12 protein-coding genes and 1 tRNA gene are annotated in these 15,343 nt (G+C 58.8%); all 13 read right to left on the bottom strand.

Annotation, left to right across the window (positions count from 1 at the left end; all coding sequences use genetic code 11):
• A partial coding sequence (locus FCU40_RS19780) for a glycosyltransferase (protein WP_168077285.1) occupies nucleotides 1-877 on the bottom strand: 877 nt, incomplete at its 3' end.
• A 39-nt stretch (nucleotides 878-916) separates the two neighbouring features.
• Nucleotides 917-1,705 (bottom strand): glycosyltransferase, encoded by a 789-nt coding sequence (locus FCU40_RS19775; RefSeq protein WP_168077284.1) that lies wholly within the window; start codon nucleotides 1,703-1,705, stop codon nucleotides 917-919.
• 17 nt (nucleotides 1,706-1,722) lie between these two features.
• Entirely contained in the window at nucleotides 1,723-3,024 is a 1,302-nt protein-coding gene (locus FCU40_RS19770; RefSeq protein WP_168077283.1) for a hypothetical protein, read from the bottom strand.
• A 20-nt stretch (nucleotides 3,025-3,044) separates the two neighbouring features.
• Entirely contained in the window at nucleotides 3,045-4,301 is a 1,257-nt protein-coding gene (locus FCU40_RS19765) for a glycosyltransferase (protein ID WP_168077282.1), read from the bottom strand.
• Nucleotides 4,298-5,608 (bottom strand): lipopolysaccharide biosynthesis protein, encoded by a 1,311-nt coding sequence (locus FCU40_RS19760; RefSeq protein WP_168077281.1) that lies wholly within the window; start codon nucleotides 5,606-5,608, stop codon nucleotides 4,298-4,300. The genes FCU40_RS19765 and FCU40_RS19760 overlap by 4 nt, the downstream gene beginning before the upstream one ends.
• Before the next feature lie 19 nt (nucleotides 5,609-5,627).
• Nucleotides 5,628-6,605 (bottom strand): GDP-L-fucose synthase, encoded by a 978-nt coding sequence (locus FCU40_RS19755; RefSeq protein ID WP_168077280.1) that lies wholly within the window; start codon nucleotides 6,603-6,605, stop codon nucleotides 5,628-5,630.
• Nucleotides 6,571-7,647: a GDP-mannose 4,6-dehydratase gene (gene gmd, locus FCU40_RS19750; RefSeq protein ID WP_168077279.1), complete on the bottom strand. Its 1,077-nt coding sequence runs from the start codon at nucleotides 7,645-7,647 to the stop codon at nucleotides 6,571-6,573. The genes FCU40_RS19755 and gmd overlap by 35 nt, the downstream gene beginning before the upstream one ends.
• Nucleotides 7,648-7,910: 263 nt before the next feature.
• A complete protein-coding gene (locus tag FCU40_RS19745) occupies nucleotides 7,911-9,059 on the bottom strand; it encodes a glycosyltransferase (RefSeq protein WP_168077278.1) in 1,149 nt (382 codons plus the stop codon).
• 518 nt (nucleotides 9,060-9,577) lie between these two features.
• Complete coding sequence (locus FCU40_RS19740; protein WP_241693660.1) at nucleotides 9,578-10,012, bottom strand: DUF1501 domain-containing protein; 435 nt, start codon at nucleotides 10,010-10,012, stop codon at nucleotides 9,578-9,580.
• Between the two features lie 352 nt (nucleotides 10,013-10,364).
• Nucleotides 10,365-10,438, bottom strand: a tRNA-Cys gene (locus FCU40_RS19735).
• A 332-nt stretch (nucleotides 10,439-10,770) separates the two neighbouring features.
• Nucleotides 10,771-11,805, bottom strand: coding sequence for a phosphatidylinositol-specific phospholipase C domain-containing protein (locus FCU40_RS19730; RefSeq protein WP_168077277.1), 1,035 nt, complete (start codon nucleotides 11,803-11,805; stop codon nucleotides 10,771-10,773).
• A gap of 96 nt (nucleotides 11,806-11,901) precedes the next feature.
• The gene (locus FCU40_RS19725) at nucleotides 11,902-14,556 is read right to left on the bottom strand and encodes a TonB-dependent receptor (RefSeq protein WP_168077275.1); all 2,655 of its coding nucleotides are present in this window, start codon (nucleotides 14,554-14,556) and stop codon (nucleotides 11,902-11,904) included.
• A 128-nt stretch (nucleotides 14,557-14,684) separates the two neighbouring features.
• On the bottom strand, nucleotides 14,685-15,343 hold a 659-nt coding region (locus FCU40_RS19720; protein ID WP_168077274.1), incomplete at its 5' end, for a FecR domain-containing protein.

Below are 15,343 nucleotides of genomic sequence, written 5' to 3'. Positions count from 1 at the left end.
CATTAGTACGACGCAGGCCATTCCGAAATGCCCGTTCATCGGTGGGAGAAGGAGCCACCTCTTGCGGGAGTTTGGGCGCGGTAGCGCCTTCCCAAAGCAAGGGAGCCGGTCCGGATACAAATTGCTTCAGAGCGCCGATAGAGTTGTGCGTTCCAGACGCATCTAGACCGATGTTGGTCACTAACGACCTTGGCGGCATCAACGTCAGGCCGTTGTTCCGAAAAACCGACCACGACCAGCGAATGCCCCAGCTGTCGACCTTACCAGCCATCTGCTTTTCAAGCATAGCCGAAAACGGATACACTCCACCCGCATCAAACATTTGCCTAACTGTGAGATCATCGCGGACCGTCTCCCAATTTGTAGCATTAGGATCAAATTTACTCCATGCACGCTGCCAAGTGGCCCAGCCCCATGTAGTAGCAAACCTCTGAAACGAGCCGTGATCTATATTCGAGAATTCCGGAACTCTGTATTGATAGGCACTAATCTGCATGACCTGATCTTCAGATTCGTATGCATCTAGCCCTTGATTGAGCCAGGTGAGAGCGGATGGTTGTAGCAATAGATCGTCTTCGATAACTATTGCCTTTCCGTAAGCCTTGCAGAGCTTGGTAACTTCCGAAATAATCGAGGCAGCTAGTCCGCGATTGTTGCGCGCGAAAGAAATGTTAAATCGCCCGTCATCATACCTGCTGGCGATTTCTCTAGTTTCATTTACAGAGGCCTCATCATCTGGCGCTTTCGGGCCATCTACAAATACGTAAACATCGGATTTCGAAAATTCGGGGCAGCGCTTAAGAGACTCAAGCGAGCGAGCTAGATGCCGCGGCCGCTTGTAGGCAAATATTGCTACAGGCGCCAACCTAGGCATCATGTCACCTCCCGAGTTGTTTTTAGCGCCACTGCCGCCTCTCTAACTAGCCGTCGCCCTGTTTCGTCTTACCAACACAGGCCAAAGGAACCTGAATACACGATATGCACCGATCGAAAATTTTCCCAAAAGGCGCTCGCCAAAAGAAAAATACTTCATTCTCAGTTCTGAAAATTCCTGATCATGAATGTGTTTAATATTGGATGTCTTGGTGTCTTCGTGCATTCTCTGAACGCCAACGGTGTCGTAAAGGAGTACAATCTTCGGCCTCCCGCGCAACAGCCTTAGAAACCACTCATAATCCAGGCAAAAGCGCAGAGAAGGATCCAGATATCCTATTTTCTCTAGGTAAGATCGTCTTACAAATAAAGATTGATTGTTAATAAAATTCATCACTGACATGCACGGGTAAAATATCGGCTTCGGTGTCATGGTCTTAAAGACTGTGCCATCGACATCGCACGCCGCAGCGCCTCCGATAATTAGATCTGCGTCAGTGGTCTGCATCAAATTGAGAATTGGGCCGAGTGACCCCGGAACGTAAAAGTCATCACTGTTCTGAAAAGCTACCCAGGCACCAGTTGCCTTGGAGAAGCCCTCGTTTATAGCGGCGGATTGCCCGCCATCAGGCCCTGACCGCCAAATGTGGCTGTTCCCAAGAAGCCGCTCCAGCATTTCAGCTGATCCATCCCTAGAGCCTCCGTCCATGACTATGGCTTGTACTTGGCCGGGGTAGGCTAACAGCTCAGAGAGGTTCTCTCCCAAAAAGCGAGCCTGGTTAAAGCTGGGAACCACAACCGAGAGGACGGGTGTATCACTACTTTTGGTCATCGATACCCCCTCTGGCATCAGGCGCCCCCTCGGGCTGCTGCGGCGCCGCGCCATACTGGCGTTCGCCTTCGATTTGATTTTATCGACAAAATTATAAAAGGTGCCATCACAAATAGATAGCACTTGAATATCTGAGGCATATATCCTCGAGAGAAGTGATAATAACCAAGAATGCCTGCAAATAGGAAAATGCCCATAAAGTAATATCTCGATCCAGCGGAAGATCTCGCCAACAGTCGAACAATTGCCTCATAAATTGTGGCCATCACTAAAGGAGCTATCACGATGCCGGCCCAACCAAACATGATGCAAAATTCGCCTACCCAAGGATAGGCAGTGCCAGACTTCATGCCTTGATCCGTTAGAAAGCCCAACTGCATCTGGCGAAGATAACCACCAGTCGCCCTATCCGAGAAGATTGCCCGAGGCAGTAGCTCAGCGCCAGTGTCGATCAGGGGTTGAAATGGGTGGAGATCGCCAGCGCGTATGTTGTTTTGAACTATCGTGTGCATACCAAAGAGAACGTTGGTTTCCGCAAAGAACCCGTAAAGGATAGACTGAATCGGGTTTTCGATCCTCCGTGTAAGGTCAGGTGCGCCAAATTTAACTCGGAATAGAGTCATGGCGCTAAATAGCGCGATAATCGTGAGGGAACCTATCGCTGCAACTGAAATCTTCCGCCGCATAGGGATAGGTGAAAATATTATCAGTAGTATTATTGGAATGAATAGAAGGGCAATCTTATAGCGGAAGCCAACTAGGGTTGCGTAGAGAACAAAATAGGTGATTAGTGCGATGGTGCCCGCATTAAATCCATTTCGAGCGACCCGATACGCTGCAATGGCTATCAAAATATCTGAAAGTTGATAGGCAATGAGGAAGAGTGGGCCCCGCGTACTGCGATCGGCTCCTCCCGAAAAGCTACTTTTAGCCAAAACAAACAGTGACGCAGTTACGCCTAATGTCAGGAAGGCCCAATATATCAAACTGTGCTGACTATGATCGCAAGTTGGAGTGACTTCCCTTGGCATCGAGCGAACTACAGCTGACGTCCGTGTTTTGCTAAGAATTACAATGCAGAACGATAGTAAGAACGTAGAAGTAGATATAATGGCCGCCGACTCAATTAGATAGCTTTGCTCCCAAGAGACGCCGACAAAGATGGAGTTCCTGGCGTTGATCCAGTACCAAAGCCCGCCGATACAGTAGTACAGTGATGATACTGCAAGCATAAGTACAATCGGAATATCATTTCTCGTTGCCCAAATCGACAAGAGAAATGACAGCAATATTGCGGATATGGTTAAATCTAGTAACATTTATCTCTTCTGACCTAGATCTACATTTTATTGGATTCAATTTTTGATATAGCTTCACTCATCGCGAGTGCGTACTGGTCAAACCTGTATTTTTCGCTGAACTCGACGATCGCTTTGTGGTCGATCATGCCCTTCATAATGCGGTTATACTGGATCACAAGCATTTGCGTTAGAGGCTCAATCTGGCCGGCCGGAAGGCTCACCGCTAGTTCCTCGTCCTGGGTGATGTCAGGCAGTCCCGTGTTGGTGGTTCCAATGACATAGGCACCTCGCCTTTGGGCCTCTAGATACACAAGCCCGAAGCCTTCGACCAAAGAGGGCATGACGAAAACGTGCGCCCTATCGAACTCCAGTTGGAGCTCTTCCTTCGAAAGATTTGTTTTAACCTGCACGCCGGCCGGAGTTGCCTCGGCTATGGTCTTGTGCATGCGTGAACATACGCAGGTTAGAGTGGCGTCGGTCAGGCCTGCTCTCTCCCACGCCATGAATAGGTGGTGTAAGCCTTTCCGCTGAATGCCTTGGCCTACAAATAGAAAGCGCGCTTGGCCATCGCTACGTAATGAGTAGGGTTCAGGGTTTGGGGCTACTTCAGTGAAGTATGGGACCGCGTACTTTGGTGCAGTACTCCCAAAATATGCCGCACTTTTGAGTGAAAATCCGCTTGCAGCCACTACACCATCAGCTAATGCAAGCTCTTCGTCTGCGCGATGATGTCGCCAACTTCCAGATACCTCTAGATCGGCTTCAAATGAACTGCGAAATTGTGGATAGGCATCCATATCTGCTTTCAGGATATCACTAATCAGCTTATGGTGTGGGTGAAATAGAAAAAGCAATTTCCTCACGTCTGTACCTCTGGCGGCACGGAAGCTTTCCAAAGCATACCCCGAATACAAAAACATCGAGGTTGGGCTAATATCAAAATACCTTTTTGTGGCGCGCCCCAAAGCTCTGTCCGCGTGATAGGATAGATCAAATTTACCTTTGGTTATTAATTTATCGAAAATTTGAATGGCGGCGGATGTATAGCAGTTTCTAACTTCGACACTGGACAACCTATCGGAGCGATGGTCCTCAATTCCTCTCAACAAGGTCTTTTTCAGAAAATATGGAGCCCGATCGTAGTAAATATCTGTAATCAAGCATTCGAGCTTGTTGGTCGCGCTCATTGCTGCAGGAACGTGATAGGCGTCCCGGTCTCTTAGAAAATTCACCAGATAGCGGTCACGAGCGGCGCTTCGGCCGTTTCTGATCGTTTTTAAAAAAGAGGGCATCATGGATCCCAACGACTGCGCGTCTGCCGGGCCCATCCCCAGCAAACCGTTAAGAAAATCCCGACATCACACAATGCAACGACCGCTGCGGCGCCGGCTGCTCCGAATCCGAAAGGATGTGTCAGCCAGGGACCGAGTGCCATAACAAGGGCCGCCACGAAGTATGGATATGAGAAGATGTCTTGATCGTTCGTCGCCTGAAGCGATAGACCGATGGCCTGCCAAGAACTTTGAGCAAGAGTTGAAAGTCCTAGAAATATAAAAAGCGGATTGCTAAATTCAAGCTGGCCATGACTTACTATTCTAGCAATTCTTGGTCCAAATATCGAGATTATTACAAAGGCTGGTCCAGCTACGGAAAGGGATACGAAAAAATTGGCGATCGTGATCTTTCTGAAAAGAATTCTATCGTTTCGCCCATGTGCGGAAGTTAGTTCGGGCAGAGTTGCTCGACCAAAAAGATCGGACATTTGAAGCGGTATTCTGCAAATAGTGCGGGCAGCGCTATAGCTCGCAGTAATGGCTGGTGACGTAACTATTCCAAGGGTCAAAATGACTCCTTGAATAGCAAGGGCGCTGGACGCTCCAAGTACGAGTAGCGCCATTGCGGGTGCGAATAGCTCCTTTATGGTTGCTATGTTCGCATGCTTTACGCCCAGCTCGAACCAGGGCTCGAGATGCTTTATGATAGCGTAATATGCGACGTGGCCAACCAGGCGGACTAGAAGCATAGATGCTATTGAGAATATATATTTGTACCCAAGAATTGCAGACACTATGACGGCCAAGCCTTCTAGAAGTGCCATAAGGTCAAATATAGCGGTTCCCAACGCGTATCGATGGGTGCTCTTGTATGCAGTCTGAACTGTGGAGCTTTGCACAACCATAAACGAGTAGGCGGATAGAAGGCATATCTCGGGGAGAAATTCTTTGGCAGAGCGCTGACCTAAAGAGCTTCCAAGAAAAGCTCCACCGAGCACAAGGAGTACGATGATCCCGACAGAGGCCGTTATCAGCGTCCATGCACTCTGATAGACGGTAATCGCCTGGGCTTGATTACCTCTAGCGACGCAGCGAGTCATCTCGGTCGCAGCAGCGTTGCCGAACCCGAGGCCGCCCAAGGCCACGTAGGCGGGAACGGCCGAAAGCATAAGCCAGGTACCATATCCAGCCGCCCCCCAATACTTGGAGAGAACCGGGATCGAGATAAATTGAATTAAGAGGGCGAAAACTTTCCCCAGCATATTGGCGCCGAATCCGAATAAAATTCGCTTTGACTGGCTGGATTTTAGCATAAAAATTATTTTCATGATTTCTATTATATATAAATTAGTATGATAAATATCTTTCGGTGAAATACTTGTAAGTTTCTGCAATACCGGCCGGGAGCGTTTTTCTGGGGCTCCAACCCATCATTTTAAGCTTCTCGGCGCTCATTAGCTTCCGCAGCGTGCCGTCGGGTTTCGATGTATCGGTGACAATCTCACCCGTGAAGCCCACGATCTCGCAGACCATCTGCGCCAGTCCCCGGATCGTGATGTCCTCGCCCGAGCCGACATTGACGTGCTCGAAGTCGGAATAGGTTTTCATCAGGAACACGCAGGCGTCGGCGCAGTCGTCGGCGTTCAGGAACTCGCGGCGCGGCGTGCCCGTGCCCCAGATCGTGATGCTGTCGGCGCCGGCCAGCTTGGCCTCGTGGGCCTTGCGGATCAGGGCCGGCATGACGTGGCTGCTGTTCAGATCGAAGTTGTCGCCGATGCCGTAGAGGTTGGTCGGCATGGCGCTGATGAAGTCGCAGCCGTGCTGCTTGCGATAGGCCTGGGCCAGCTTGATGCCGGCGATCTTGGCGATCGCGTACCACTCGTTGGTCGGCTCCAGCGGGCCGGTCAGCAGGCTGTCCTCGGTGATCGGCTGCGGCGCGAACTTCGGATAGATGCATGACGAGCCGAGGAACAGCACCTTGCCGACGCCGCTGCGCCAGGCCGCGTCGACGATGTTCGTCTCGATGACCAGGTTGTTGTAGAGGAAGTCGGCCGGATAGGTGTCGTTGGCCAGGATGCCGCCGACCTTGGCCGCGGCCATGAAGATGGCGTCGGGCTTGTTCGCCGCGATCCAGGCCTCGACCGCGCTCTGGCGCTCGAGGTCGAGGACGTCGCGGCCGGCGGTCAGGATCTCGCAGCCTTCGGACGCGAGGCGACGCACGATCGCCGAGCCGACCATGCCGCGATGGCCGGCCACCCAGACGCGTTTGCCCTCGAGGGGAAAGATCACGTCACTCGGCATTGCGACGCTGCTCCCGGGCGACATTGATCATGTCGGCGGCGACCATCTCGGCGCAGAGCTGCTCCCACTTGGTTTCGTGCACCCAGCCGAGCTTGGTCTTGGCCTTGGTCGGGTCGCCGATCAGCAGCTCGACCTCGGTCGGGCGGAAGTAGCGCGGGTCGACCTCGACCAGGACCTTGCCGGTCTCGGCGCAGGTTCCCTTCTCGTCGACACCGGTCCCCGACCAGGTGATCGTGATGCCGACTTCCGAGAAGGCCTTGGTCACGAAGTCACGCACCAGGGTGGTCTCGCCGGTGGCCAGGACGTAGTCGTCCGGGGTGTCTTGCTGCAGCATCAGCCACATGCCGCGGACATATTCGCGGGCGTGGCCCCAGTCGCGCTTGGCGTCCAGGTTGCCCAGGTAAAGCTTGTCCTGGAAGCCCTGCTTGATGGCCGCAACGGCGCGGGTGATCTTGCGGGTGACGAAGGTCTCGCCCCGCAGCGGGCTTTCGTGGTTGAACAGGATGCCGTTGCTGGCGTGGACGCCGTAGGCCTCGCGGTAGTTGACCACGATCCAGTAGCCATAGAGCTTCGCGGCGGCGTAGGGGCTGCGCGGATAGAAGGGAGTCTTCTCGCTCTGCGGCACTTCCTGGACCAGGCCATACAGTTCCGAGGTCGAGGCCTGGTAGAACCGGGTCTTCTTCTCCAGGCCCAGGATGCGGATGGCTTCCAGCAGGCGCAGGGTGCCGGTGGCGTCGGCGTTGCTGGTGTATTCCGGCGTCTCGAAGCTGACCTGGACGTGGCTCTGGGCCGCCAGGTTGTAGATCTCGTCCGGCTGGGTCTGCTGCACGATCCGGATAAGGTTCGTGCTGTCGGTCATGTCGCCGTAGTGCAGGATGAAGCGCGGGTTGGCTTCGTGCGGATCCTGGTAGATGTGCTCGAGGCGGCCGGTGTTGAACGACGACGAACGCCGCTTCACGCCGTGGACCGTATAGCCCTTCGCGAGCAGCAGCTCCGAAAGATACGCGCCATCTTGCCCGGTCACGCCCGTGATGAGCGCGACCTTACCATTGCTTTCCACCGTCATCAGGTCCCCACCTTCAAGAACGCGGCTATTCAGCCTTGCGTAAGGGCTCTTTAGCGGAAGCTTTTGGCCGATGCGACCTTGATGTTGCATCGAAACGGCGAAAGTTCTGTTTGTCCGTCAAACAGGCGCCGTTAACTGTGATCGGTAGTTGGGCCGTATCGCCGCCGCTGACACTCGAATGTCGCGTTGCGCCGCTAGAATTCCGCCCCCCGGGATATATTGGTAGGTCCTGTGAGACCTAGGGGGCGTTCCGACCTGAGGCGCTAATCTTGCTTGCCGATCCTGAGGGCCTTTTTCATGTCAGGCGTAGTGTTTGCCAGTTCCACTCGTGACGGAGGTTCAGGCGTCTCTTGAGCGACCGTGTCGCCCATCGGGCGTTCAGTTGGCGTGCGCGTCCGGAGAAGTTCGCGAACGCCTTCCACGAAATGGGCGACGTCACCCTGTTCCGACATTTGGAAAGCAGCGTCGGCCATGGTGCGCCAGGCGGGTTCGTTCGAGCCCATCAGACTCATCAGATAGGCCAGGCCTTCGACGTTGTGCGGCTCGAAGATGAAGCCGTTGACGCCTGTCCGCACCAGGTGGTCGCGCGCGCCACAGTTGTCAGATGCGAGAACAGGAACGCCCATGGACAAGGCTTCGGGAATGACCTGGCCGAATTGTTCCTCGGTGCTGGACAGCACCAACGCAAGCGTCTGAGCAAGCGTTTGGCAGACTTCGGCCGTTTGAACGAAGCCTCGGAATTCGACCAGGTTCGAAAGGCCAAGATCTTTGGCTAGCTGCTTGAGCTCGATCTCCATCGGACCGGATCCGCAAACCACAAGGCGGCGGGCCGTGCCAGCATCGGCGAGTAGGGCGAGCGCGCGGAGTACAGTCGCGATATTCTTTTTCGGGAGAAGGCGAGCAATGACCGTGAAGTGACGGTCCGCGAATGAAGCGCCTCCGGGCGCGGGCGGGGCGCCCGCCAGGCTGCGAATGCGATCGGTTGAGACGGCGTCATAGCCGATCACGATGCGATCGGCGCGAACGCCGAGAAAGCGCAGGTAGTCCGCTGACCTTTTGCTACCAGCTAGAGCGCCTTGGTAGGGCAGGAAGAACACCGATTTGGCCAACTCACGCCAGAGATCGCGAGGATAGTCGTCGAACTTGGAGTCGTTCATCGTGAACGTCTCAATCCCACGGGCTCGGACGATCATCGCCGCGATCAGGATTTCAGGTCGCTGGTAGTGGCAAAAGAAGACAGCTTGAGGGCGCTGCTTCAGGATAGTCGCGACAATCTTCCAAGGTGACCAGGCGCGACTATCCGTGGTCGACGACAGTGTCACCTTCTGGAAGGACTGGCCGGCTTCGCTGACCCAGTCGTACTCGCTGCTACGGCTGAGAACCTCAATGCCGACGACTGACCGTTCGGGCATCGCGCGCGCTACGGCGTCGCACCGATCCACATGAAGGGGCCCAAAGTTTTCCCAGAGAAAAACAATGGCCTTAGGCCGGACTTGTCTTGTCACTCATGCCCTCCGGCGAGTTCCATGAAGAGCACCGACTGGCGCTGATTGCAGTTGGGCCTTATAGGTGCGCCCGCGCGGCTTTGAGGCGAGTTTGTTTTAAACAAATCCTGTAGTTGTGTGGGCGGCTCTTTTTCGGACGCGCTAACTTTTCGGTCAAAACGCTCGAGGGGGTCTGCCGCTCGCATATTCGCCCAACTACGATCACTGCATGCTGTCGATTATTGCCCGTCGGTGAGCGCTAACCGGAGTGCATGTGAATGACGTCGTGGCGTGGGGGCGCCCTCAAGCAATAATTATGAAATTCTTATATCGCCGCTCAGACCAAACCCAGGTTTGCGGGCGAAGCGCCGGGGAATACCTTTGCCGCTGCTGAGGGGAGAGAGATTGTAAAGGCGTCTAGTGATTTCGCCGATAAGCGCTCGGTATTACGTGTGTACGGGTAAGTCTATATTTTGATTGAGATTTTTTGGCATTAATTCGTCTTGGTGACCATTTATGCGGCCTCCGTTCACCGTACCGCCAAGCACCCAGTAGACGCTGCCATGGCCGTGATCCGCGCCCTTGTCGCCGTTCTCTTTGAATGTCCTCCCGAACTTAGAAACAACGACAACGGTAGTTTGGGCCCAGATGTCAGAACCTAGCTCGGTGACAAAACCCGCCAATCCGCAGCTAAGTTGGCCAACCCGATCGGCAAGGATACCAGTGGCGCCGCCTCCATTGACATGAGTGTCCCAGCCGCCGACCTTGAGGAAGGCCATATAGAGGTCCGGCGCACGATCATGGCCTGCTCCAGTCTCGTTCCACGCTCCGCTAGCTTTGGACTCGCGCATGGCGAAGCCAAGGCTTGCGGCCTTAGCCACTAGGCCTTCAAACGCGCCCCAATTGCTTTTCCGTCGCGCGTTAGAACTGTGGGGGGAGGGCTGGTGCGGTCGCCTTAGAACCTATGAAGCGCACCCAGATCTTGGCGTTGGAGACCTAGCGGCAGGACGACCTGATTGAGCCCGGCCGAATGGTCCAGGTGGGCGCCAGGCGCACCGGTCATACGCTTCGCGATTTGGCCTCGCCGGAGACCTTTGCGCACCACGGCGCGATCGCGTGGCGGCTGCCAAACGTGCTTGTGAGCGACGCGCTCAGAGGGCAACCGGGAACGAATTCTGTAAACAGACTTGCACACCGGCAGATCGTCGAAAAACCTAGGTGCTTGAAAAGCGGTGGAGGCCCGGCCCGGAATCGAACCGGGGTGCACGGATTTGCAGTCCGCTGCGTCACCACTCCGCCACCGGGCCATCCGGGTGTCGACGCGAAACGTCGGCGGGGGAGCGCCTCGATACAGGAGCGTTCGCGGCGCTGCAACTTCGAAATGACGTTCGCCAGGTCAAGCGTCGAGGCCGGCTGAGCGCTGGAGAGCGCCTAGGTCCCCAGGGTGCGTCGATCGCGTCGAGGGCGACGGGAAATCGCCCGCCGTGCGGGGATTCAGCGCGAAAAGACGCGGATTCAGGATTGCAACTGGGGCGGCTTGATGGTCAAGCTCGCCGCCCCTTCACCACCCCACCGGTGAAGCAACTCGGGCGGCGCCTTCGGGGGGGCCGCCCGCCCTTGCCCTCCCGCGCGCGGCGGCTCAGCGCGCCGCGCCCGCGAACCAGGATGGGCGAACCACGAAGCGCAGGCCCAGCGGATCGGGCGCCCCGGGATAGTAGTCGGTGCTGACGATCTGAGCGCCGGATCGCTCCGCGATCTCGAGGCGCGACAGATCATGGGCGCGGGCTTCGGCCGTGTCGGCGTCGGCGCGAGTGCGCACCAGGAAGCCGCGCGACACCAGGGTCCGGATTCGGGCCTCCTCGGGCCGGGGGTCCTGGATGTTGAACACCGCCGCCTCGCGGTCGCGCTCGTCATAGAGCCCGAAGAGCACGCGGCCCCTCAGCGACGGATGGCCCTCGCGATAGGCGTTCTCGATGCGCGGATTGGCGTCCAGCACCAGCAGCACCTTGCCCTGGGCGCTTTCGGCGGTCGGCCAGCCGCCGGAGGTCACGCCCTCGCTCAGGGTGGCGCGGGCGCCGCGCACGTCGTCGGGCGTGATGATGCGGTCGCGGCCTAAGGTCTTCAACGCGTCGGCGTCGAGGCCGGCCAGATCGGCTTCGGTCCAGAGCGGCGGATTCGGTAAGGCCGGGTTGTTGAAGGGCTCTTCCTTGGTGTTGACGAAGATGACGATCAGCGCGTGACCAGGATGCGCCGTCGACCAGGACGCCACCTCGGCGAAGCAGTCGACGAGGCGCAAGCAGTGGGTGCGATTGTCGATCACCGGCGCGTGCATCACCTTGGCGCCCGGTGTTTTCATGATCGCGAACTTGGCCGGGTCGTTGGCGTAGGGCGCGGCATAGAGGCCGCCCCGGGTGTCGGCGTAGGGGTCGAATTCGATCTGCCGTAGGCCGAGGTCCAGTTGAGCCTTGATCGGCGGGTGGCCGTACTCGACGCCGCGTGAATGCGCGCCCATCACCTGGCGTTGATGGGCCAGGGCGGCCGGATCGAGCTCTGGACGATAGCTGTTATGCGAGCCTAGCCAGTGGAGGGCGTTGATCCGGACCGGTTCGGCGGCCTGGACGGCGGTGGCGGCGGCGAACGCGACGGCCGCGAGAAGCCCACGGGAGAAGGTCATGGCGGTCCTCCGGAAGGAAAAGCGCGGACCGGCCGACGGGCGACCGGTCCGCTGAGGTGACGGCCCAGAGAAGGCGGGCCGTTCGGGGGTTAAGGGTTAGAACTTGCCGCGCAGGGTCAGCGAGACGGTGCGGCCCCAGTGATAGATCTCCATCGGCTGGTCCTTGGTCTTGCCGTAGGTGTAGCGCAGCTCGTCGGAGAGGTTCGAGCCTTCCAGGGTCACGGCGTAGCGCGGCGTGATCTGGTAGGAGAGCGAGCCGTCCAGCGACCCGTAGGCGTCGATATACGACTGGGCCGTGGTGGTGCTGCCGATCGATTGCAGATAGCGCGAGCGCCAGAACCAGCCCAGGCGCGCGCTGATCGGGCCCTTCTCATAGTAGCCGACCAGATTGTAGCTGGTCTTCGACAGGCCCACGAGATCATCCTTGATCTGACGGTTTCCGGCGAAGTAGTTGGCCTTGCTGTCGACCAGCGTGACCGAGGCCTGCACGCCCAGGCCGCTGAACAGGCCCGGCAGGAACGACAGCGACTGGTTGTAGGCCGCCTCGACGCCGCGCACCTCGGCGTCGCCGCCATTGACGTTGGAGGACAGCAGCACGTCGCCGCGACCGGGCACCTGGATCGTGGTGTTCTGGGCGGTGATGTAGTTGTCCATCTTCTTGACGAAGACCGCGCCGGTCAGGGCCGTGGTCGGCGACGGGTACCATTCCAGCGAGGCGTCGTACTGGTCGGCCAGGAACGGGTTGAGGTCCGGATTGCCGCCCGAGGCCGTCGGCGAGTCACGCGAGACGGTGATGCGCGGGGCGCTGTCGGTGACGTTCGGACGGTTGACGACGCGCGAGGCGGCGAAGCGGGCGATCAGGTCGTCGCGCAGGTCGACCTTGACGTTCAGGCTGGGCAGCCAGTTGCTGTACGTCTTCGGATAGCTGACCGGCACCGGCGTCGAGCCGCTGATCAGCGTGCCCGAGGCCAGCTGCTTGGTGTCGGCGTAGCGGACGCCGAGATTGCCGCTGACCGGCAGGCCGCCGACGTCGAACTTGAAGTCGCCGCGCAGATAGGCGCTGCGGATCTTCTGGTCGACGATGAACGAGTTGCGCAGGTCGGCGGGCGACCAGGGCTGGGCGGCGACCGCGGCGGTGTAGAGCTTCTGGTAATAGGCGTCGCTGGTCGGCGTCAGCCACGTGCGCGGCGAATTGCCCGACAGCAGCGACAGGAAGCCCGAATAGGGCAGGGGCTGGTAGAAGCTGGAGCCCAGCGTCGTCATCGGAACATTCAGGATGTCGTTCAGCGTCCAGTCCCGGCGCAGATAGGCGCGGTTCATATTGTGCTGCTCGGCGCCGAACGCGATCTTGGTGAACCAGCCCGAGAAGACGCGCGCGCCGTCCAGGCGCAGGGTCTCGTCGGTGTCGCGCGAGTCCTTCCAGGTGTAGTCGAAGGCCTGGCCGACGAAGTTGGCGGGGTTGCTGTAGTCGACCGTCGTCGTCAGCTGCGGGATCGCCGTATAGCCGCGCGAGAAGTCGTAGGTCAGCGGCGCGAAGAAGGCCATGCGATCGCGCGTCGTGGCCTGGCCGGCGGGGTGATAGCTGCGGGCGCGCGAATAGCCGTACTCGACGTTGAAACGCCAGGCGCCGGGGGTCCAGGTCTGCTTGAGGCCCAGGACGTAAAGGTCATGACGGTTCAAGCTGGTCTCGCGCGAGGCCATCCAGCGCACGTTGTTGATCGTGCCGCCGACGACGCTGTCGCCGACCACCTTCTGGCTGCCCGCCACGAACTGCGGCGTCGCGAAGGTCGTGTCGTCCGGATAGATGTCGAGGCCGAACTCGTCGTAGCCGGCGTCGAGGCGCGTCACCAGCACGTCCACGTCGGTCTGCAGGTCGCTGCGGGGCTTCCATTGACCCGACAGGGCGCCCGAATAGAGCTTGCGGTGCTCGGTCTCGATGGTCGGGCGCGTGCGGGTCGGGGTGTAGAGGCCCTTGCCCAGCACCGAGGTGAACCTGTCGAGGTTCCAGCCCACCATGTACAGACGGTCGGTGCGGGTGTGACGCTCGTCATAGAGGCCCGAGGCCAGCAGACCCAGGGTCTTGTCGGCGTTGGTCCAGCTGATCAGGCCCGAACCCGACGGGTCGGCCTTCTCGCGCACGTCGTTATAGGTCTCGCGCAGCGAGAAGGCGGCCTTGTTGCCCAGGTCGAAGGGCTTGAAGGTCTTGATGTTGATGTTGCCGCCCAGGGCGCCCTCGTCCATGTCGGCGGTCGGGGTCTTCACGACCTCGATCTGCGAGATCATTTCGGCGGGCAGAACCTCGAAACGGAACTGACGGCCCTTGGCGCCGCCGTTCTCGATCAGGTCGTTGACGGCGATCGAGCGGCCGTTCAGCTCGGTATATTGGAACTGCGGACCCAGGCCGCGAACGCTGACATAGAGGCCCGCGCCGCGCTGGCGATCGATGGTCACGCCGGTGACCAGCTGCAGGGCCTCGGCGGCGTTGCGGGTCGGAAACTTGCCGATGTCCTCGGCGTTGACAGCGTCCAGGCCATAGGCGGCCGAGCGCTTCAGCGCGGCGGCGGCCTGCAGGCTCTTGCCGTAGGAGGTCACGACGATCGCGTCGACGGCGTTGGCTGACTCGGCGTCGGCGCTGGCGGGCGCGGCGGCGGCGGTGTTGTCGGCGGCCAGGGCCTGGCCAGCCGCCAGCGAGGCGAAGGCCAGGACGGCGACGGCGCCCGCGCAGCGAGCGGTTGTGATGGAGCGGAACATGTATCCCCCGTTCTCTGATCTGGCCCGCGGGGAGCGCGGGTCGGAGGAGAAGAACGGGGCGGTCGATCGCCTTCCTCAGTCCGGCGTCGGTGAATTATTTATGACGCTCATTCAAAGGCTTAGGAAAATCATCCGTGAGCGGAGGACTTTCTGGGCGAGATGATCAGGTCGCCGGCCGGCGTGAGCCGCGTCTGGACTGGCAGCAGACCTTCAAGCGCGGCGCCGACATCTTCCATGGGGGTGATGCGGAGCGAGCCGGACAGGCGCAGCGTCGCCAGGGCCGGGTCCGACAGCGCGACCCGGCGACCGGACGCGCGCGACAGGCGCTGGGCCGCTTCGCCCAGGGTCGCGCCGTTCAGCACCAGGCGACCCCCGGTCCAGGCCGCGTCGTCGGCGACGTTTCCGGCCTGCACCGCGCTGGCCGAACCGATTTCCAGATAGCGCTCGCCCGGACGGAGCACGACGCTGGCCGCGCCCGGCTGGCTGACCCTGAGCGAGCCCTCGACCAGTGACACCCGCAGGCTTTCGCCGTCGGAGACGTTGAAGCGCGTGCCCAGCACGGTCAGCGTCCGGTCGCGGACGGCGACGGTGAACGGACGGGCCTTGTCGTGGTGAACGGCGAAGAACGCGTCTCCCCGGATGAGCGAGACCGCGCGATGGCCGGGGGTGAAGCGGGTTTCCAGCCGCCCGCCCGGGCTAAGGGTGACGGCGCTGCCGTCCGCCAGGGTCAGGCGCGCGGCGTCGTGCGCGGGGGCGGTGTAGACGCGCTCGACCGGACGCATCCACA

Origin of the sequence: Caulobacter sp. SSI4214, assembly GCF_012184455.1 — a bacterium.
GTDB classification, from domain to species: domain Bacteria; phylum Pseudomonadota; class Alphaproteobacteria; order Caulobacterales; family Caulobacteraceae; genus Caulobacter; species Caulobacter vibrioides_E.
The sequence above is the reverse complement of the archived record's forward strand: the minus strand, read 5'-3'. Positions and strand labels throughout refer to the sequence as shown.